Source organism: Flavobacterium glycogeni (assembly GCF_048286775.1).
Lineage (GTDB): Bacteria > Bacteroidota > Bacteroidia > Flavobacteriales > Flavobacteriaceae > Flavobacterium.
The window spans coordinates 1-21,634 of sequence record NZ_JBLVPV010000009.1 but is presented as its reverse complement, the minus strand read 5'-3'; the positions used below and the strand labels follow the sequence as shown (position 1 = coordinate 21,634).

General features: G+C 33.0%; 18 protein-coding genes and 1 tRNA gene. 7 read left to right on the top strand and 12 right to left on the bottom strand.

Annotated elements, in window-relative coordinates:
- Positions 1-16: 16 nt before the first annotated feature.
- From ACNQGX_RS09195 to ACNQGX_RS09180, 4 genes are all read right to left on the bottom strand, one after another.
- A complete protein-coding gene (locus ACNQGX_RS09195) occupies positions 17-865 on the bottom strand; it encodes a class I SAM-dependent methyltransferase (RefSeq protein ID WP_417975598.1) in 849 nt (282 codons plus the stop codon).
- 228 nt (positions 866-1,093) lie between these two features.
- Positions 1,094-2,965: a tRNA uridine-5-carboxymethylaminomethyl(34) synthesis enzyme MnmG gene (gene mnmG / locus ACNQGX_RS09190; RefSeq protein ID WP_417975597.1), complete on the bottom strand. Its 1,872-nt coding sequence runs from the start codon at positions 2,963-2,965 to the stop codon at positions 1,094-1,096.
- A 143-nt stretch (positions 2,966-3,108) separates the two neighbouring features.
- A complete protein-coding gene (gene ybeY / locus ACNQGX_RS09185; RefSeq protein ID WP_417975596.1) occupies positions 3,109-3,528 on the bottom strand; it encodes an rRNA maturation RNase YbeY in 420 nt (139 codons plus the stop codon).
- Entirely contained in the window at positions 3,525-6,827 is a 3,303-nt protein-coding gene (locus tag ACNQGX_RS09180) for a hypothetical protein (protein WP_417975595.1), read from the bottom strand. Before ACNQGX_RS09180 ends, ybeY begins: the two co-directional genes overlap by 4 nt.
- Before the next feature lie 155 nt (positions 6,828-6,982).
- On the opposite strand from ACNQGX_RS09180, the gene gltX reads away from it, so the two are divergent.
- On the top strand, positions 6,983-8,488 hold the full coding sequence (gene gltX / locus ACNQGX_RS09175) for a glutamate--tRNA ligase (RefSeq protein WP_417975728.1): 1,506 nt from the start codon (positions 6,983-6,985) through the stop codon (positions 8,486-8,488).
- 95 nt (positions 8,489-8,583) lie between these two features.
- On the opposite strand, the gene ACNQGX_RS09170 is transcribed toward gltX, so the two are convergent.
- Complete coding sequence (locus ACNQGX_RS09170) at positions 8,584-9,225, bottom strand: outer membrane beta-barrel protein (protein ID WP_417975594.1); 642 nt, start codon at positions 9,223-9,225, stop codon at positions 8,584-8,586.
- A 79-nt stretch (positions 9,226-9,304) separates the two neighbouring features.
- Here ACNQGX_RS09170 and ACNQGX_RS09165 point away from each other — a divergent pair, with 79 nt between their 5' ends.
- On the top strand, positions 9,305-10,294 hold the full coding sequence (locus ACNQGX_RS09165) for an SPFH domain-containing protein (RefSeq protein ID WP_417975593.1): 990 nt from the start codon (positions 9,305-9,307) through the stop codon (positions 10,292-10,294).
- A gap of 27 nt (positions 10,295-10,321) precedes the next feature.
- On the opposite strand, the gene ACNQGX_RS09160 is transcribed toward ACNQGX_RS09165, so the two are convergent.
- The 4 genes from ACNQGX_RS09160 to ACNQGX_RS09145 form a co-directional block, all read right to left on the bottom strand.
- Entirely contained in the window at positions 10,322-10,594 is a 273-nt protein-coding gene (locus ACNQGX_RS09160) for a DUF6327 family protein (protein WP_417975592.1), read from the bottom strand.
- 3 nt (positions 10,595-10,597) lie between these two features.
- Complete coding sequence (locus tag ACNQGX_RS09155) at positions 10,598-10,948, bottom strand: phage holin family protein (RefSeq protein WP_131914586.1); 351 nt, start codon at positions 10,946-10,948, stop codon at positions 10,598-10,600.
- Between the two features lie 40 nt (positions 10,949-10,988).
- Positions 10,989-11,285 (bottom strand): YtxH domain-containing protein, encoded by a 297-nt coding sequence (locus ACNQGX_RS09150; protein WP_417975591.1) that lies wholly within the window; start codon positions 11,283-11,285, stop codon positions 10,989-10,991.
- Positions 11,286-11,588: 303 nt separating this feature from the next.
- On the bottom strand, positions 11,589-13,691 hold the full coding sequence (locus ACNQGX_RS09145; RefSeq protein WP_417975590.1) for a glutamine--tRNA ligase/YqeY domain fusion protein: 2,103 nt from the start codon (positions 13,689-13,691) through the stop codon (positions 11,589-11,591).
- Between the two features lie 122 nt (positions 13,692-13,813).
- On the opposite strand from ACNQGX_RS09145, the gene folB reads away from it, so the two are divergent.
- Positions 13,814-14,173: a dihydroneopterin aldolase gene (gene folB, locus ACNQGX_RS09140; protein ID WP_417975589.1), complete on the top strand. Its 360-nt coding sequence runs from the start codon at positions 13,814-13,816 to the stop codon at positions 14,171-14,173.
- Positions 14,174-14,277: 104 nt separating this feature from the next.
- A tRNA-Cys gene (locus ACNQGX_RS09135) sits at positions 14,278-14,348 on the top strand.
- 597 nt (positions 14,349-14,945) lie between these two features.
- Here the strand turns inward: ACNQGX_RS09135 and ACNQGX_RS09130 are convergent.
- The 3 genes from ACNQGX_RS09130 to rnr are packed head-to-tail and all read right to left on the bottom strand — an operon-like array spanning position 14,946 to position 18,531.
- Positions 14,946-15,623: a LysE family translocator gene (locus ACNQGX_RS09130; RefSeq protein ID WP_417975588.1), complete on the bottom strand. Its 678-nt coding sequence runs from the start codon at positions 15,621-15,623 to the stop codon at positions 14,946-14,948.
- Positions 15,624-15,664: 41 nt separating this feature from the next.
- Positions 15,665-16,333: a head GIN domain-containing protein gene (locus tag ACNQGX_RS09125; RefSeq protein ID WP_417975587.1), complete on the bottom strand. Its 669-nt coding sequence runs from the start codon at positions 16,331-16,333 to the stop codon at positions 15,665-15,667.
- A gap of 5 nt (positions 16,334-16,338) precedes the next feature.
- Positions 16,339-18,531 carry a ribonuclease R gene (rnr, locus tag ACNQGX_RS09120; protein WP_417975586.1) on the bottom strand — a complete coding sequence of 731 codons (2,193 nt, stop codon included), beginning with the start codon at positions 18,529-18,531 and terminating at the stop codon, positions 16,339-16,341.
- Between the two features lie 118 nt (positions 18,532-18,649).
- On the opposite strand from rnr, the gene ACNQGX_RS09115 reads away from it, so the two are divergent.
- The 3 genes from ACNQGX_RS09115 to ACNQGX_RS09105 all read left to right on the top strand — a co-directional run bounded on the left by ACNQGX_RS09115 (position 18,650) and on the right by ACNQGX_RS09105 (position 21,488).
- On the top strand, positions 18,650-18,883 hold the full coding sequence (locus ACNQGX_RS09115; RefSeq protein ID WP_417975585.1) for a DUF2007 domain-containing protein: 234 nt from the start codon (positions 18,650-18,652) through the stop codon (positions 18,881-18,883).
- A gap of 904 nt (positions 18,884-19,787) precedes the next feature.
- Positions 19,788-20,216, top strand: coding sequence for a ribose 5-phosphate isomerase B (gene rpiB, locus ACNQGX_RS09110; RefSeq protein ID WP_417975584.1), 429 nt, complete (start codon positions 19,788-19,790; stop codon positions 20,214-20,216).
- A 129-nt stretch (positions 20,217-20,345) separates the two neighbouring features.
- Complete coding sequence (locus tag ACNQGX_RS09105) at positions 20,346-21,488, top strand: ATP-binding protein (protein WP_417975583.1); 1,143 nt, start codon at positions 20,346-20,348, stop codon at positions 21,486-21,488.
- The last annotated feature ends 146 nt before the right edge of the window (positions 21,489-21,634 follow it).

The window sequence follows — 21,634 nt, the reverse complement described above, 5'->3', positions numbered from 1 at the left end:
GCGCTTAAAATGATTTTTAGTTATTTTTTAGGATGTAAATGTGTGAAGAATACTCAAAATTCTTCTTCGCTTTCCAATTCGATTGCAATCCGACAAAAAAGGCTTTTATATAATTCATTTTACCCGTTTTGTATTTTTCCGAAAGCAAAGCAACATAAAAAGAGTCGAACTTCATAGGAAGCACTTTTACCAATTTCATTTCTTCTTTTTCGAAAAGCATTTTTATTGCCGTTTTTGAAAAATGCCAAAAATGAATTGGCACATCATAAGCGGCCCAAAACTTTCCGTAATGTTTTGCATCGAAAGATTTGAAATTAGGAACCGCAATTATTAAAGTTCCGTTTGGTTTTAATAATCGTTTCAATTCTTTGATTTGGTTTTCCAAATTAGGAACGTGTTCCAAAACATGCCACATCGAAATCACATCAAAAGAATGATTGTCTAATTCGCTAGTTTCTCCAACAAATGAAACGCCTTTCTTTTTTGCAATCGCTTTTGCTTTTTCGCTTGGCTCCACTCCTATGGTATACCAACCGTTTTCTTTGGCCACAGATAAAAAATCTCCTGTTCCGGCACCAATATCTAAAATGCTTCCTTTACTAGATTGCAATGAATTAATTAAATTCAATTTGTTTTTAAGCGCAATAGTTTTTACAAAATGATATGCTTTTTCAAATAAAGATCGTTTGCTGTCTGTGTGTGAAATATAATCAACGCTTTCGTAGTACTTTCCTAGATTTTCTAAACTGGGTTGCGGAGACGTAATCAGCATGTCTAATTTGGCGTCATGATATAAGTCGAAAATTTCCTGAGAAACAGAATAATCTTTAACGGTTAAAAAAGGCTGTTGGTTTGAAATATCCATTAATTAATAGTGCTTTTATATTTTAATTTTAAACTAAACCCTGAAAACACCAACGGATGCTTTCAGGGCTGAATTATTTATTTTTGTGATTCTTCAATTATAGCAAGGCTTCACAGCGTAGTTTCACGTGGAACAGTTGATTTAAGATTGAAGATTTAGAATCAAAAATCGTTACCCGAGAGCTATGCTCGAACTGGCGAAGCAATCTTAAATCTGCAATCACAAATCCTATCGCCCCATATAAATCAACAACACCGAAACATCACTTGGCGAAACACCACTGATTCTTGATGCTTGAGAAATGGTTACCGGACGAATCTTGCTTAATTTTTGCTTTGCTTCAATTGACATCGATTTAATTTTATCATAATCGAAATTCTCAGGGATTTTTACATCTTCCAATCGAAGCAGTTTATCTGCATTGTTTCTTTCTTTTTCGATATAACCAGAATACTTCACTTGAATTTCGGCTTGTTCCAAAATTTCTTGGTCCAAATCATTCTCCGCAACATAAGCTGCAACCTTTTCAAATTTCATGATGTCTTCCAAATCAATTTGCGGACGAGAAAACACTTTAAACATTTTATCTCCTTGTGTAATCAGAGCCGTATCTTTTGATTCTAAAATAGGATTTGCTTCCGCAACCGAAATGCTTGTTTCTTTGAAGAAAGCGACCATTTTTTCAGATTCATTTAATTTGTGCTCCATTCTACGCAAACGCGCTTCTGAAGCCAAACCTATTTCATGGGACATTGGCGTCAATCTGAAATCGGCATTATCCTGACGCAACAACGTTCTGTATTCCGCACGAGACGTAAACATTCTGTACGGCTCTTCTGTTCCTTTCGTAATTAAGTCATCAATAAGAACTCCGATGTATGCTTCGTCTCTTTTTAAAATTAACGGCGCTTTTTCATGCACTTTTAAATGCGCATTTATTCCAGCCATCAATCCTTGAGAAGCCGCTTCCTCATATCCTGTAGTTCCGTTTATTTGTCCGGCAAAATATAATCCTTCAACCAATTTTGTTTCCAAAGTATGTTTCAATTGTGTCGGTGGGAAATAATCATATTCGATTGCATAACCCGGACGAAAGAATTTTACTTTCTCAAATCCCGCAACAGAACTTAACGCTTTGAATTGAATGTCCTCAGGAAGTGATGTAGAAAATCCATTTACGTAAACTTCGCAGGTATTCCATCCTTCCGGCTCCACAAACAATTGATGTCTTTCCTTATCAGCAAAACGATTTATTTTATCTTCAATTGACGGACAATATCTAGGCCCAAGACTTTTTATTCTACCGTTGAACATTGGCGAACGATCAAAACCTTCTCTCAAAATATCGTGAACTTCAAGAGACGTATACGTCATGTGACACGATTTTTGAATAACCAACGGCGAAGTCACATCCGAATAGGAAAACTTATCCGGCTTGGCATCTCCTTTTTCCTCGTTCATTTTCGAATAATCCAAAGATCGCCCATCGACTCTAGGAGGCGTTCCTGTTTTCATTCGTCCTGATTGAAAACCAGCCGCAACTAAATCTTCGGTAATTCCATACGCAGCACTCTCACCTGCTCTTCCGCCACCAAATTGTTTTTCGCCAATATGAATCAAACCATTCAGGAAAGTCCCATTGGTCAACACAACCGATTTAGATCGAATCTCTACTCCAAGCGAAGTGCGGATTCCTTTTATCTTTCCGTTTTCAATAATCAAACCTTTCACCATCTCTTGATAAAAATCAAGATTTGGAGTTCCTTCCAGCATCATTCTCCACTCCTCAGCAAAACGCATTCGGTCACTTTGAACACGCGGCGACCACATTGCAGGACCTTTGGACTTGTTCAACATCTTAAACTGGATTGCAGTCCTGTCTGAAACAATTCCTGAGTATCCTCCAAGCGCATCAATCTCACGCACAATTTGTCCTTTGGCAATACCGCCCATCGCTGGGTTGCATGACATCTGGGCAATATTCTGCAAGCTCATTGTAACCAATAAGGTTTTTGAACCCAGATTTGCAGCAGCAGCGGCGGCCTCAGAACCGGCATGTCCTGCGCCCACAACTATCACATCATATTCACTTAGAAACATCTTCTTTTATAATTTAATCCTTATTCGGGATTGCAATTTTGAAATCTATTTTATTGTTCCACGTGAAACATTGTAAACTTATTCTTCAAACCCAAACTACATGTTCCACGTGAAACACTTTGGGTTTGAAATTTAAACCTCTGCTATTGTTCCACGTGAAACATAGCGATTTTTTCATCTTCTTTACTCCTCATTAAAAGCTCTTCAGCTTCGCCTTTGTCTTTGTAGCCACAGTAATGTAAAATTCCATGAACCAAAACACGCTTTAATTCTTCCTCAAAAGAAACATTGAAATCAGCGGCATTGTCTTTCACTCTTTCGACAGAAACAAAAATATCACCGTGCAATTCATTACCCATAGAATAATCAAAGCTGATGATGTCCGTTAACGTGTCGTGATCGAGATATTCCACATTGATTTTATGAAGATACTCATCGTCACAAAAGATGTAATTAATCTCTCCCTCTTTCTTGTTTTCCGAAGTAATAACATTTCCCAACCAAGTAGCTACAGCTTCATCGTTATCTAAATTAAAGTCGGTTTCGTAATTAAAATTGATCATTTTTTATTAAAATATTCTTGAACCTTTTGATTAAAATTCGAGCGCAAAGGTAAGGATTGTCTATTTAATATTTCTATGCTATTCAAATAATCTAATAAAGCAGCTGGCAGCGCATTAGATTGATTATTAAACTCCTTTTTGTTGGTTTCAGATTGGCGCTTGTTTTCCTCTCCTTGTTGTTGAATGGCGGAATTTAATTTCAACAATTCCTGTTTCACATTCAGTATCTTTTGAAGCGTTTCGTTCTTAAAACCTTTGTTCAATAATTGCTTTTCAATTTGCTTCATTTGTTCCAAAGCGCTTTGTCCATTACCCCCCAATCCTTGTTTGTTCAATTCGTTTTGCAATGCTTCTCGCAATTGCTTTTGCTCTTTATAAATCTCCATTATAGCTTGCGCATCACCTTCGCCTCCCTCTCCTTCTTGACCCGATTCGCCAGACTTGCCTTGTTTACCATTTTGCCCTTTTTGACCATCACCCGGTTTCTCTCCTTTTTTAATCCCGTCTTTCATTTTCTCGCCAAGACCTTCTTGCTTTTTAATAATATCCGGCAGTTGCATTCCTTGCCCATGACCCGGCTTCGGTTTTCCGGAACCCATTCCTGACATTTGCATTTGCATATTATTAAGCATGTCACTTAGAAAATCTGCTAGTTTATTAGCCGCTGAAATAGTATATTGTTGATGCGACAACCCTTTTGGCACTTGAGCATCGGTTAAACTGGACAAAGATTTATCTACGTTGTAAATTACATTCCCTATTTCTTTGGTGATGTCCTCCGCAATTTTTGGATTGCGCAACGACATCGCAAACAAACTATCGTCAACATGTTTAAACTGTTGTTTTAAATCCTGCTGTATTTTAATGTTTTTATTAAACGCCGGAGATCCTGATTTGTGCTTTTTAAACTGGTCCATCAAGTCTTCCTGTGACAAAGAAAACGCTAATAAATTATCTAGGATTTGTCGCAACATGGCAACATCTTCCTGCAACTGTTCCATCTCTGACCCCTCCAAAGTTTGTGCCATTTTTTGCGACATCTCTTTCATCTTTTTGGAAGCGCTTTTTTGATTTGGCTTTGCCTTTTCTTTTTTGTCTTTCTTCAATTCCTCAGAAGCTTTCTTTAAATCTTCGTCAATACTTTTTTCTTTGGCATCGTCTTTTGGTAAATCCAAAGGTGATTTTAACTCCTTATTTTCTTTTTCTAAATCATTCAAATCTTCTTGGATTTTGTCAAACTCAGCATTGATGTCTTCCTGTTTATCCAGTTTATTTTCCTTTTCGTCATTGGATAATTTGTCTTGTTTTTCAGAAAGCTTGTCCAGTTTATCCCCTAATTGTTCTGCTTTCTTTTCTACATAAAACCTCTTGGTCAATTCCACCAACTGTTCTAAATTCTTGGTTTGGTTTTTACTGTTTTGTTTGAATTTATCCAACTTAGACAACAACTCTTCATTCTGAATTTTATCGTTCAGTTCTTTCAGTTCGTCTAAAAGCTTCTGGTTTTTTTCCAATTCCTTTTCCGCTTTGTCCATTCGTTTTTGAAGCTCCTCTTTCAACTCATCCTTTTTATCGGTTTTAAATTGCTCCAAATTATCGTTCATTTTTTTAGTAAATTCCTTCATCATCTCATCTTGTTTCATTTGACGCTTGATAAAATCATTTACTTTTTGCTGATCTTTGAAATCCAAATTTTCTTTTTCTTTCCCGGTTTTTTGCAACTTCTCCATTTCAGAGATTTGCTTATCCTGATTTTTTAAAGACTTTTCTAAACTATTGATGTTATCGTTTTGCTGTTGCAAAATTTGATCTTCCTTCTCTTCATCTGTAGAAACGCGATTAGAGAAAACCGAAGATTTCGTGCTTTTGAAATTATGTATCGCATCATTATCAAAAACTTCAAAATAATAATCATAAGACACGCCTTGCTCTACCGGAAGATTGCTTGGAAACGAAAACACGAATTGATCAAACGCACTTTTCTTAATAGCAATTGTTCCACGTTTAGCGGTTTGTGGTTTCTCTCTTTCGTAATAGACAATCTGAAGTTTAGACAAACCATAATCATCCGAGATTTGACCTAAAACATAATTTTTGGCGACCTTCAAACTGTCCGGAGCATTGTTGACATTGATCGTTGGGAACTGATCTTTGACAACAGTAAGCTGATAATTGAGTTTTTCGTAGTTTTTTACCTTCTCATTTGAAGTAAGGATTTGATAATCTGTGTTTTGAAGTATATTTTTAGATAAAATAAAGGTGTTTTCTGTTTTCGAAAAAGAAGCATTGGTAATTCCGTCCATCCAAGCTACATTCTGTGTCGCTTGCGTATTCATTTTCCAAGTCACACGCGTTCCTTCCGGAATAACCGCATTTCCCGTTCCTTTGATTGTTTCCGATTTTTTATTCAAATACGAAGGAAAGTTCAACTGCATTTCGAAATTAGCTATCGAAGGAACAGTTATCACTTTCAATTCATAATTTGGAGAAGAAATAGTATTTCCCTCCACGTGGAACAAAATGTTTTCTGAAGGCTTCGCCATCTTAAATTGAAATTCACCTGCTTTAGTCGATTCCATAAAATAACTTTCATCGCCAATAAAAATCATCGCATTCTCAGGAACAATTTTTCCTTCGGTTTTAATTCGAAGTATAAAATCCTTTCCTTGTTCGGTTTGTAAATTCGGATTTAGAACCACGAATTTAAAAGGAGCCGGCGGCAGAAAAGCCGAATTGAAATGCACTACTCTATTCAAACTTTGAGAAATCATACTGCTGTTTCCCGAGAAATAAAAGAAAGCAAATAACAAAATTGGAATTAAAGCCAAAGGAAAATACTTTCTGTTTCCGTTGTAATTTATGGCGTTCCCAAAAGGGATTGGTTGCAATGCATTGGCTTTTTGTTCAATCGATGCGGCCAATAATTCCGATTTATTCTGATAACTATCAGAATCCGATAATTGTAAAAAGTTAGTCAGCTTGTCACTTACTTCCGTAAAATGATTACCAATAATTTCCGAAGCCTGATTGTAATCGATTCCTTTTTGAAGTTTGAATAATTTAAAAATTGGAAACAAAATGAAACGAAACAACAAATACACTTCTACTCCAATGAAAGTCCAAAATAAAATGGTTCTTCCCATTGGCTTGAGCCAAAGAAAATATTCGACAAAAAGCGTAAATAGAAAATACAACAATCCTAAACCGATAAAGAAAATAGTTCCCCGTATCAATTCGTTGGTATAAAACTTCCTGATGAAAGCTTCTAATTTTTGATAAATAAATTGCTGATTTTCCAAAATTTATGCTTTGTTTTTTGTAACCAATAAAAGTAATAATTTATATGAATAAAGAAATGTTAAAAATCATCAAACTCATTAATCTTACATTATCTCATTTTCAAATAATCCAATTGAGTAATCGAATTTGTATCTTCGCAAAAAAATTTACAGCAATGTCTAAACAAGTTCGGGTGCGTTTTGCACCAAGTCCAACTGGACCTTTACATATTGGCGGAGTTCGTACCGCATTATTCAATTATTTGTTTGCCAAAAAAAACAATGGTGTTTTCTTCCTGAGAATTGAAGATACCGATCAAAACCGTTTTGTTCCAGGTGCCGAAGAATATATCATGGAAGCGCTGGAATGGTTAGGAATTGCGCCAGATGAGACTATTGGTAAAAACGAAAAATTTGGTCCATACCGTCAAAGCGAAAGAAAAGATTTGTACCAACAATATGCTGCTGAATTAATCAATTCCGGTAACGCGTATTATGCTTTTGATACAGCCGAAGCTTTGGATGCAGCAAGAAAATTAGAAGAAGAACAGGGAAAAACCTTTATATACAATCACCATAACCGAGAAAAACTGGACACTTCGTTAGTGATTTCTGCAGACGAAACTGCTAAAAGAATTGCTGATGGAGAACATTATGTAATCCGTTTTAAAACTCCCGTAAATGAAACGTTGCATTTGCATGACATTATTCGTGGCGATGTGAAATTTGAAACGAATCTTTTAGACGATAAAGTATTGTTCAAAAGTGACGGAATGCCAACCTATCATTTGGCTAATATTGTGGATGATCATTTAATGGAAACTTCGCATGTAATTCGTGGTGAAGAATGGTTGCCATCAATGCCTTTGCACGTTTTATTGTACAGAGCATTTGGCTGGGAAGCACCGCAATTTGCACATTTACCATTGATTATGAAACCTGTTGGAAACGGAAAATTATCCAAACGTGACGGTGACAAAATGGGATTTCCAGTTTTCCCGTTGGATTGGAAAACTGCAGAAGGCGTTTCATCCGGTTACAGAGAAAAAGGATTTTTCCCGGAAGCCGTAATCAACTTTTTGGCATTATTGGGTTGGAATGACGGAACAGATAAAGAATTATTCTCGCTGGAAGAATTAGTTGAAGCATTTGACTTGAACAGAGTACATAAATCCGGAGCTAAATTTGATCCGGAAAAAAACAAATGGTTCAATCACCAGTATTTAATCAAACAGGAAGATGCAACTTTGGCGAAAGCCTATGCTCCTATTTTGGCTGAAAAAGGGTTTTCTGTAACGGAAAGTGTCTTAACAAAAGTGGTTTCTTTAATCAAAGAACGTGCGCATTTTGCTTCTGAATTTTGGGAAATGAGTGATTTCTTTTTTGTGGCTCCAACAGCCTATGATGAAAAAGCAAGCAAAAACTGGAAAGCCGAAACACCAGCATTGATGCAGGAATTAATCTCTGTTGTGGAGGAAATTACCGATTTCACTTCTATGAATATCGAAACCATTGTAAAAGACTGGATGACGAAAAACGAAATTGGAATGGGAAAAGTAATGCAACCCTTTCGTTTGAGTTTGGTTGGCGCTCTGAAAGGTCCTCACCTATTTGATATTGTTGAAGTAATAGGAAAAGATGAAACAGTTAACAGAATTCAAAAAGCAATAGCAACTTTATAATTTTTTAAACACAAAGTTCACTAAGAAGGCTCAAAGTTCACTATGATTAATTTAGTGAATTTTGAGCCTTCTTCATTATATTCTTATGTGATTAGTTATAAATAAATAATCAAATTTCCGTTTAGAATCCCTGGATTTCCTTTGAAATTTACTCCTAAATTCTTGTTGTTTAAGTTTTCAAGCATATTATTAATTCCATATTGATACGAAAGATTAGCTCTGAAATGACGGACTCCAAACGTGATTCCAACTGTTGGATAAAAATTAAAATTCGAAATGGCTCTAATATCTTTGGCTAATAATGTAGTTCCAGAAATGATATTGTTTTCATCATTGTTATCAATATTTAATTTTCCGTTTACTTGAACAATGGGTCCAAATTCAATACTCAAATGATTTTCAATAAGCCTGTAACTCACTTGTAAAGACACTTGAGCTGACGCCAATTTATAGTTAACATCTTCCTTTGCCAAAGTCAAAGTGTTCGTTGCAACAGAAAAATTATTCTCGCTAAATTGAATGTTATACACCATGTCCCAATTATTATAGAAATTTCCTCGCATAGAAAGTCCTGCATTCCAACCCAATTCAGGTTTAGTTTGAAAGTTATTCGTGTTTAAAGTAAATTGATTGACTCCAAAAACAATTCCTATTCTATTTGAATCCCTGTATTCATATTGAGCAAAGGTTGCCATTGAAATGAAAACAAAAAATAAAGTAAGCGATATCTTTCTCATATAATTGAAATTTACAAAGACAAACCTAAAGTTTTTTTGTAAATTGTGAGATAATTTTTAACTAAAAACAAAAAATATTATGAATATTGCGTTAATTATCCTACTAGTCTTTGGGTTCTTCATTTTACTGTCTTCTTTTTTTACGGTAAAACAGCAAACGGCCGTTGTTGTAGAACGATTTGGAAAATTTTTAAGTATCAGACAATCCGGTTTGCATTTGAAAATTCCTTTAATAGATCGAATTGCAGGACGCGTGAATCTAAAAATCCAGCAATTAGATGTTATCATCGAAACAAAAACTAAAGACAACGTTTTTGTGAAACTAAAAGTTTCAGTTCAATTTATGGTTATTAAAGAGACTGTTTATGATGCTTTTTATAAACTGGAATATCCACACGATCAAATTACTTCTTATGTGTTTGATGTTGTTCGTGCTGAAGTTCCAAAATTAAAACTGGATGATGTTTTTGAAAGAAAAGATGATATTGCCATTGCGGTAAAAAGAGAATTGAATGAAGCCATGACTACTTATGGATACACGATTATCAATACTTTGGTAACTGATATTGATCCAGATATTCAAGTAAAAAATGCCATGAATAGAATTAATGCGGCTGATAGAGAGAAAACAGTAGCTGAATTTGAAGCTGAAGCATCAAGAATTAGAATTGTAGCCAAAGCCGAAGCTGAAGCAGAAAGCAAACGTTTACAAGGACAAGGTATTGCGAACCAAAGAAGAGAAATTGCCAAAGGTTTAGTAGAAAGTGTGGATGTTTTGAACAGAGTTGGAATAAACTCTCAGGAAGCTTCGGCATTGATTGTAGTAACACAACATTATGATACTTTGCAAGCTATTGGTGCTGACACAAATTCAAATCTGATTTTATTACCCAATTCTCCACAAGCTGGAAGCGACATGCTCAATAATATGATTGCATCTTTTAGTGCATCCAACCAAGTGGGTGAAATGATGAAGAAAGCCAGCAGAAAGCCAAAACCAAAAACAGAGGAAAATAATATAGGATCTCAAATTCCTGAGAAACCTGAAACTCCTGAAACAGAAGAGTAATTTACTAAAATCTATAAAAAAAGAGGCTTAATTGCCTCTTTTTTTGTTTGAAATCCACCTTTTAACAAAAGGTACAGCTGTATTCAAAATAAAAGGAAAAGCTGTTTTAATAAGCACTCCGTAAGGTATTGCTGAACTATAATTTCCTATTAAATCACTTACAATGTGTTGCGGTGTTAAGTTTTCTTTCGTTTTTTGAAAACCATAAGCCATTTTTTGATAACTGATTTCTTTTTCAATCTTTAAAATTTCCAGTTCCCTATCAATTTGAGCATAGGATGTATATTTTTTGGTTTCCATAAGTTAGTCGTTAAAAAAGATTTCTGAAAATTTCTCTAAAATTGGTCCTTCAACGATTTTATCTTTTATAGAAAATAAAATTACTGTTATCAAAAGATAAACTCCACCAACGATTAAAAATCCCAAAGCATAACTGTCTAAAGCTATGCCTATAGCTAACGCGGCGGCTACAGAACAAAACAATAAAACCATACTAAAACATAATAAAATCAATGAAAACTTTATTATCATGGTTGTTGATTTCATTGCAACCTTGAAACCCCGCAATTTATAATAAGCCGCAGTGCTTTCTAAATAAGCTTTGGCTTGTTCTTGAATGTTTTCTGTATTTTCTTTTAGTTCTTCAAAAGCCATGGGTTTATTTTTAGGATTTGATACAATAGGTAAATCAAAATTATTTTTGAAGTTTAGCGTTCTGCCTCTTTAATTCAGCCAATTTTTCTTCTAAGAAAGAAATTACATCTTCGGTCTTGTGACTCATATTTGAAACCAATTCTTCGTAAGTTTCCTCTAAGTCATATTTTGCACTTGTGAATTTATCTTTCAATTCTAAAGATGCAGTATCAAAACCATCTTTAATTTTCCCTCTTGTTTTAGAACCTTTATCTGGTGCAAACAAAATTCCTATTCCAGCTCCAATAGCTACTCCGGTTAAAACAGCCACCAATGTATTTCCTGCATTATTCGACATAATTCTAAATTTTAAAAGTTTGTTTCATAAAGATACGGATTTATTAACAACAACCCGTTAACAACTCGTTAAAGTGCAATTTTACAAGGCAAAAAGCAAATAAAAGCAAGCTGTTACACGTTTATTTGAATTTCGTATTGAGTGTTATTTATTCTAAAAAACGGTCTTAGAATCGATTTATAGGTGTCGTTTTTGATTGAAAAAAAGTATTAAAAATAGTGTTTTTATAAGAAATTACAATAATAAAAAAAGCCCTCTAAAAAGAGAGCTTTTGATTGATAAAATCTATTTAAAAAATAAACCTTATATTTTAAGATCATTTAATAATTGTAACACTTTTTCGTTTTTCTCGTTCGTTTTTAATTCTGAAAGTTGAACTTTGAAAAGAGTAAAATTATTCAAATCATTTTGTAAATTTTCAATGGCTAAAATTCTAACGGCTGCCATTTGACTTTTTAATGACATCGTATATAATTTTGTCAAAGCTTCTTCTTCGATATCTTTTACCTGCACTTTATCTGAATGATGCAAAATCAAATTTGAAAACAACAACGAGTTATTATCATTCTTGATATTTTTGACAATAGTCTGAATGATTAAACTGTAATTATCAATACTTTTTATGTTATCAACAATACTGTTTAAAATCAAATTGGCATTGTTTTCATCCTTTTCTTTTACATATTTATTGATTTCTTTTTGAGTGTTCATCAATAAATTTTCTTCTTTTTTGCCTTTTTCTTCCCATGCATCTTTCAATCCAACGGTTTTATTAAATACAATTTTACCTTCGGCTGTATCTTTATCCACATTGAAATAACCCAAACGTTGAAACTGGAATTTCTCTCCAGATTGTACTGTTCCCAAACTTGGTTCTACAAATCCTTTCACAATTTGTAACGAACTAGGATTCATAAATTCCAAGAAATTTTTCTCTTTATGACTGTCTGGCGCTTCATCGATAAACAAACGATCGTAAAGACGAACTTCAGCTTCCAAAGCATGCTCTATAGAAACCCAATGCAGGGTTCCTGCCACTTTTCGTTGACTGGCTTCGCTCCCACTTCCGCTTCTACTGTCTTCATCATACGTTACATGAATCTCCGTAATAGTTCCTGCAGCATCTTTTATAATACGTTCTCCTTTAATGATATAAGCGTTTTTAAGACGTACTTCTCTGCCTAAACTCAATCGGAAAAACTTAGCCGGAGCATCTTCTAAAAAGTCTTCTCTTTCAATATATAATTCTTTTGAAAAAGGAACTTTTCTAAATCCTGCGCTTTCATCTTCCTGATTATTTTCGGCTTCCAGCCATTCTTCTTTATCTTCCGGATAATTAGTGATTACCAATTTTATTGGATCTAAAACCGCCATAACTCTTGGAGCCGTTTTATTCAAATCTTCGCGTAAGCAAAATTCCAAAAGTGAAAAATCAATTATATTTTCTCTTTTAGCAACACCAATAATTTCACAAAATTTACGAATAGAATTTGCTGTATAACCTCTTCTTCTCAATCCTGAAATAGTTGGCATTCTAGGATCATCCCAACCATTTACTATATTTTCCTGAACCAATTGCAACAGTTTTCGCTTGCTCATTACGGTGTAATTCAAGTTCAAACGGGCAAATTCATATTGATGTGGTTTTACTTTTGAGTCATCATAAATTTGGTCCAAAAACCAGTTGTACAATTCCCGGTGCATGACAAATTCTAACGTACAGATAGAATGCGAAATTTGTTCTATATAATCACTTTCGCCATGTGCAAAATCATACATTGGATAGATTTTCCAATCGTTTCCGGTTCTGTGGTGATGACGGTGTAAAACACGATACATCAATGGATCACGCATCAACATATTAGTCGAAGTCATATCAATTTTAGCACGCAAAACATGACTTCCTTCCTCAAAATCACCATTTTTCATTCCTTCGAATAAAGTAAGATTTTCTTCAACCGAACGGTTTCTGTAAGGTCCATCAACTCCAGGTTGTGTAGGCGTACCTTTTTGCTCAGCCATCTCTTCTGAAGATTGACTGTCTACGTAAGCTTTACCGTTTTTAATCATTTTTACAGCCCAATCGTATAATTGTTGGAAGTAATCCGATGCATACCTTTCTTCGGCCCAATTGAAACCCAACCATTGTAAATCTTCCTTTATAGCATCTACATATTCCTGCTCTTCTTTGGCTGGATTTGTATCGTCAAAACGCAAGTTAATTGGCGCATTGTACCTTAATCCTAATCCAAAATTCAAGCAAATCGATTTAGCATGACCTATGTGTAAATACCCATTAGGTTCTGGTGGAAAACGGAAACGTAATTTATCTTTGGGAAAACCGTTTGATAAACTGTCTTCAATTATTTGTTCTATAAAATGGAGTGATTTTTCTTCAGTTGACATTTTTTTGTTTTATTTTAGCAAAGATAAAAAATAGATATTAGATAATAGACTTTGAGATAATAGATATTAAATTCAAGTAAATGCAATACTTTTTATTGCTTAAAAACACAATCCAATAAAAAATGGGAATCATAAAACTTAAAAATATCAGAACCTACTCTTACCACGGTTGTTTAATTGAAGAGGGAAAAATTGGTTCTGATTATTCAGTAAACTTAGAAATCAAAACCGATTTAAGAAAATCCAGTATATCAGATGATTTGAAAGATACTGTGGATTACGTGCTTTTAAATAGCATTGTGGAAGAGGAAATGGCCATACGGTCGAACTTATTAGAACATGTTTCAAATCGTATCGTAACCCGAATTTTCAGTGAAATCCCTGAAATTTCAAGAATTATTTTACAAGTTTCTAAACTAAATCCTCCTATTGGTGGTGATGTTGAAGCAGTTACTATCGAAATGGAAGAATATAGAAGTTAAATAAGAGATGTTTAAAAAGGGTAAAAAAATATTTTTTTAAACTTTTAATCTTTAATCTTTTAAACTTTAAACTTTTTAAGTACTTTTGCCATCCGTTCAACTACGGCGTCGTGGCCGAGCGGCTAGGCTGGGCTCTGCAAAAGCTCCTACTCCGGTTCGAATCCGGACGATGCCTCAAAAACCTTCAAAGCAATTTGGAGGTTTTTTTTGTGTCTAATTTTTAGTAAAAATTAAGTAAAGTTATGGTTCGAATCCGTCCCGATAGCTATCGGGAGATGCCTCTAAAACCTTCAAAGCAATTTGGAGGTTATTTTTTGTCTAATTTTTAAGAAAAATTAAGTAAAGATAACGTTAGAATCCGTCCCGATAGCCATCGGGAGATGCCTCTAAAACCTTCAAAGCAATTTGGAGGTTTTTTTTATGCCTAATTTTTATGGAAAATTAAGTAAAGTTACTGTTCGAATCCGTCCCGATAGCTATCGGGAGATCCCTCTAATCCTTTCTAGAAATAGAAGCCTTTTTTATGTCAAATTTTAATAAAAAAGACAAAAAAATTTCCATAGATAAGCCATAAACCAAAAACTTAAATGAATTTATATTCCTTAGATGTTGAAAATTACAAAACATATAAGAAACATAAGTTCATTTAAAAAATCATTCGATTTAATTACAGTAAAACTAAAATAATTTAAATAGTAGATAGTAAAAAAGCCTTGAATCTAATTAATTTAGAGTCAAGGCCTTTACTGTTTTTATAAAAATTATTATCTATTTATTTATCTATTTTTTCAAATGCTTTTTTAACCATTTCTTTTTCTTCCGGGAACCAACCTTGGGTGATTAAAACCATCCCAAAAACCATCATTACAATACTGATTCCTTTCTTAATTTTAAGAATATTTACAGGTGTTAGTTTTGTTTTTAATTGCTTAGCTAATAGCATTTTAATACAATCAATAAACAAATAAGAAACAACTACTGATATAAAAAAAGTCATCATTCTGGACGTTTGCATTTCTAGTTTTGGCCCTACTGAAATAATAATGGCCAACCAAAAACCAAGAACACCTATATTAATAATATTCAACAGAAACCCTTTTATAAAAAGGCTTAAATAGTTTTTTTTCACTATTTCCCTGTCAATAATATCAGTGTTTATTTTTTCTTCTTTTTTTAATTGTATGAAGGAAATTATACCATAAGCTAACATCAATACACCCCCAAAAATGAAAAGTGCCGGTTGATCTTTTAAACTTTGAATCAACCTGTAACTGCCTAAATAAGCAATTCCAATAAAAACAATATCTCCTAAAACTACGCCTAAATCAAATACTAAAGCAGCTCTAAATCCTTTTATAATACTTGTTTCCAGTAAAATAAAAAAAACAGGACCAATCATAAAACTCAAAAAAATTCCCCAAGGAATACCAGATAAAATATCGTTTATCATTAAAAATTTAAATTTATTACCATAAAATCTAAACCAAAGTACTAATTTTTTTCTAAAATAGTACCGCCAATGAAAACTTCCTTGTTAATCTGTTTTGGTTTACCATAGATAAAAATAGAGCCTCCTGCTTTTACTTTTGCATCAACCAATGTAGTTGCATGTATTTCAGATTTTCCTCCTGCAGCAACGCTTATTGATGTTTGTGTAGTATGTAAATCCTTTGCTTTTAGAATGCCACCTGACGTAATAACAACATCTTGATTTGTGGCTTTACCTGAAATATCAATTATTCCTCCAGAATTTGCCTTTACATTCACTTTATCAACATCCATTTCAATGTTTATTTCAGCACCTGATTTTGCATTCAAATCCAACATCGTTTGTTTAAAATCAGCTTCACTTGAAACATAACTTCCCTCGCTTGCACTGATACTTTCAATATTTTTGTAATATAATTTTATTGTAATAGCATCACCTGATAATAGTTTTGGAAAAGGCATTCTGATTTTTAATTCTCCATTTTTATTAACCGTTTCCACTTCATCAGCACGGTCTCCCGTTATTACTATTTTATTTTCTGAAGCTGGAATTAATTTTACATTAATTTTATCAAATACTTTTACTTCATCAAAATCTCCTAAGTTTCTGGATACCTGAGCATTTGTTATTTGAGTCAACAATACAAAGGCAATAATTACTAATTTTTTCATTTTTTTTATTTAATTGGTTCTTCAATTCTTCTTAAAAAATTAAAATCCAGTTGTTTTTTAACTAAATCGGCATTTTTTACTTTAACGTAAATTTCATCTCCTAATTGTAATAATTTACCTGAAGTTGCGCCAGTTAGTGCATATTGTTTTTCGTCAAAGGTGTAATAATCGTCTTTTATATCACGTATTCTACACATTCCTTCACATTTATTCTCGATGATTTCTACATAAATTCCCCATTCCGTCACACCAGAAATTACACCTAAAAACTCTTGATCCTGATGATCCTGCATGTATTTTACCTGCATGTATTTGATAGAATCGCGTTCCGCATTGGTTGCCAAACCTTCCATTGTGGAAGAATGAACACACTTCGTTTCATACGTTTCTTCATCGGCTGATTTTCCACCATCTAAATAATGCTGTAATAATCGATGCACCATGACATCCGGATAACGACGAATTGGTGATGTAAAATGTGAATAATAATCAAAAGCCAAACCGTAATGTCCTATGTTATCTGTAGAATATTTGGCTTTACTCATACTTCTAATCGCAAGAGTATCAATTAAATTCTGTTCTTTTTTACCATTTACTTCTTCCATCAACGCATTCAATGATTTTGAAATATCGCCTTTGTTACGGAAATCAATTTTGTAACCAAACTTGGCAATTACCGTTTGCATGGCAATTAACTTATCTTCGTTAGGCTCATCGTGAATCCTGTAAATGAAGGTTTTCTTTTGTTTTCCAATGTATTCTGCTACTTTTTTATTGGCCAAAAGCATGAATTCTTCAATCAAATGATTCGCATCTTTTGATATTTTAAAATAAACACCCTGAGGTTCACCCGCTTCGTCTAAATTAAATTTCACTTCTACTTTATCAAAAGAAATGGCGCCATCGGCCATTCTTCTTTTTCTAAAAATTTTAGCTAATTCATCCATTTTTAGCGTCGCAGCAACAATTGCTGAAGAAACCTGATACGAACTTCCAGTTATAGAAATTTCTTCCGGAATTACATCATCCTTGGTTTCTATAATGTATTGCGCTTCTTCGTACGAGAATCGTTGGTCCGAATAAATTACTGTTCTACCAAACCATTGATTCACCACTTGAGATTTTTCGGTAATTTCGAATATAGCCGAAAACGTATATTTTTCTTCGTTTGGTCGTAATGAACAAGCAAAATTTGATAATACTTCCGGTAACATTGGCACTACACGATCCACTAAATAAACCGAAGTCGCTCTTTGATACGCTTCATCATCCAGGATTGTTCCTTCTTGAAGATAATGGGAAACATCGGCAATGTGAATACCAATTTCATAATTACCATTCTCTAATTTTTTAAATGATAAAGCATCATCAAAATCTTTAGCATCTTTTGGATCAATGGTAAAAGTCAACGTATCTCGCATATCGCGACGTTTGGCAATTTCACTTTCTTCTATCGAGGTATCAATTTTTTGTGCAAATGTTTCTACTTCAATAGGAAACTCTGTTGGTAATCCATATTCAGCAAGAATAGCATGAATCTCTGTATCGTGTTCTCCTGGTTTTCCTAATACTTTTATTACGGAACCAAAAGGACTATCCGCTCTGGCTGGCCAATCTTCTATATGAACCAAAACTACATCGCCTTGCTCCGCCTCGCCTATTTTATCCTTTGGAATAAAAATATCAGTATACATTTTTGGATTGGCTGTAGAAACAAAAGCAAAATTAGCTTGAATGTCAATTACACCCACAAAGTCGGTTTTATTTCTTTCAATCACTTCAATCACTTCACCTTCAGGTCTTTTCCCTTTTCTTCGATTGTAAACATACACTTTGACAATATCTTTGTCTAAAGCATGATTCAAATTATTGGTTGGAATAAAAACATCTTCTTCCATTTCAGGACAAACAAAATAAGCTGTTTTACGTCCCGTCATGTCAATTTTACCTTCATAGTAATCCTGACTCACTGCTTTTACTAAATATTTTCCAGGTTCTGATTCTATAATTTTATTTTGCGAAGCCAGAATCTTCAAATCTTTTATAATTTGATTTCTGCTTTGGGTATCATCCAGTTCCAGCTTTGCTCCTATTTGTTTGTAGTTGAATGCTTTATTAGCACTTTGCGATAATATTTTTAGAATTTTATCAGAGAAATCTTTCTCTTTTTTTATCGGCTTTCTTAATCTTTTACTCATAAATCTGTTCTTAAAAGTCTAAAATTACAAAATACTAAACTGTAATCGGTAAAGAGTTCACAGTTTTAAAGAAAATATAACTTTAAAGAATAGTTGTATCTTTATAAAAACAATCAAAATGGAAGACTTTCAAACAATTGCAATTTTTAATTATTCACATGAAATTGTAGTGCTGAAGCATTTATTGGAACAAGAAAAAATTAACTATTTTTTTGAAAACGAAACCTTAGTTTCAGTCGATCCTTTTGGGAGTTTTGCTTACGGTGGAATCAAGCTTAAAATTCACATCAATGATTTTGAAAAAGTACAAAAATTTTTAGACGACTTGAATAACAATCTAACGATCGTTTAAAACAATTAAGAAGTCTAAAATCTATTTTTTGAATTCTAATTTTTTCAAAGTTGTCAACATATATTAATATAAACAAAAAGAAAAATTAAATTTAAATTATTTTTTGGTTGTTATTATAGGGTGTTAATAGTCGCAATAAATTTATTTTAAAATGTATTGAAATCAAGTTTAAAGATGTTATACGGACTTATCAACATAGTTATTTTATACTAAAGTATTCGTTTTAAAGTCTTTTTGAATTTTAATTAACAATGGTTAATAATCTAAAAAGAATAGTTTTTGTAAATAAGTACTTTTTAAAATTTTGTTGATAAACTACTTTTTAATATTGATAACTATTCTAAAAATTCAACGAACTAAATTTGGATTTCTAATGTGGGTTTTGGATTACTTATTTTTTCATTACAACCCAAAAAAACTTCTAATATTCTATCTAAAGTTATGAACATCTTGTGTTAATTTAAAGTTAACTGAATATCAAGCGATTGCATTTTGCTATTAACAATGTAAATTTTTAACATTTTAAATATAAAATCTACATTGATTCACAGCTATTTATATATTTATTAAAATTGTTGATAACTGCTAATCAAATAGTAATCTGACAGTTATAAAGTCTACTATTAATTTTCCTTCTTTATGTTAATCCGTTAAGTTGGCTAAATATTTTTTTTCCACGAATTACACCAATTTTTAAACGAATTTTTAATTAGAATTTTAAGAAATTAGTGTTTTTTCGTGTAATTTGTGGCAACCATTTTTTAATAGGTGTTATAAAGGATAATCATATTAATTTTTATTGCCTTATTTCAATTGTAATAATCTATTAAAGAAGCAAGATTTAAATTCGGCAAAACTAAATTTCTTTATTTAAATTTGCACCACACAACTTAATACATATAAAATGAAAATCTCCATAGGAAACGATCACGCAGGACCAGATTACAAAAAAGCAATTGTCGAAATGCTTAAAGCAAAAGGACATGAAGTAACTAATTACGGAACGGATTCGGCAGATAGTGTTGATTATCCTGATTATGGTCATGCTGTTGCAAAAGATGTATCAGAAGCAAAAGCTGATTTTGGAATTGTAATTTGCGGAAGCGGAAATGGAATTGCCATGACGGTGAATAAATATCCAAAAGTTAGAGCAGGTTTATGCTGGACAAAAGAAATAGCTATTTTAACAAGGCTTCATAATAATGCAAATATTATTAGTATTCCCGCTCGTTTTACTTCAATTCCACAAGCAGTAGAAATGGTAGAAGCGTTCTTAAATACTGAATTTGAAGGTGGAAGACACCAAAACAGAGTAGATAAAATTTCTTGTTAGAATCTTTTATTGACTGAATTAATGTTAATTCAGTCAGTGTGTTGACTGAATTAACATTAATTTAGTCAACGCACTGACTGAATTACTATTTTTTGATTATATTTGGTTTAGGTTTTTAAATCAAATAGAATGGAAAATTATTTAAAAAGAGCACTATTTCAAGATTTTGGTAAAAAAGTACTTCCTAATAAAGTATTAATTTTACTGGGCGCTCGTCGTGTTGGAAAAACCGAACTACTAAAAAATTACCTTCAAACCATTCCTGACGGAAGTTATTTGCAATTGAACGGAGAAGATATCAATGACGCTAATTTACTCAAAGAACGTTCAGTAGGGAATTACAAACGATTATTACTCAATATTGATTTATTGGTTATAGACGAAGCCCAAACGATTCCTGATATTGGACTTATTCTAAAACTAATTGTGGATTCTATTGAAGGAATAAAAATAATTGCGACAGGTTCCTCGATATTTGATTTAAACAATACTCTTGGCGAACCATTGGTAGGACGAAAAAACACCTTATATCTTTTTCCATTGGCACAAATGGAATATTCCAAATACGAAAATTACAAACAAACTACAGAAAAATTAGAGGAAAGATTACTTTTTGGAAGTTATCCGGAACTGATTCAATATTCAGATTGGGAGGATAAAAAAGAGTATTTGTATGAAATCATCAATTCGTATTTACTTAAAGATATTTTAGTTTTTGAAGGAATAAAACACGCCGATAAAATATATGATTTGCTGCGTTTGATAGCGTATCAATTAGGAAAAGAAGTTTCGTTGCAGGAATTAGCAAATCAGTTGCAAATGTCTAAAAATACAGTTGCTACTTATTTGGATTTGCTTTCTAAAGTGTTTATTATCTTTAAAGTAGAAGGGTTCAGTCGCAATCTTCGAAAGGAAATTGTGAAATCCAGTCGTTGGTATTTTTATGACAATGGCATTAGAAACGGCATCATTAATAATTTCAATCGATTAGATTCCAGAACAGATGTGGGCTATTTATGGGAAAATTACTTGGCAGTAGAACGAGTTAAAAAGCAAAATTATTTAAAAATAAAAAGCAATAATTATTTCTGGCGCACTTATGATCAGCAAGAACTAGACTGGCTTGAAGAAACAGCTGATAAATTGTCAGGATTTGAGTTTAAATGGAATGAGACTAAAAAAGTCAAGATTCCTGCCGCTTTCGCAAAAGCCTATCCGGATGCTACTTTTGAAGTAATTAATAAGAGTAATTATTTAGATTTTATAACATAGAAATATGCTATAAAAACCTGCAGTATACCAATTAATACCAAACACATGTATTATATAGTCCAAATTTCATCTAAAAACACATAGCTATATCCACAGATACTCATTACCTCTTTTTTGCTTGTAGCTTTTACGAGGTTAGTAATGAA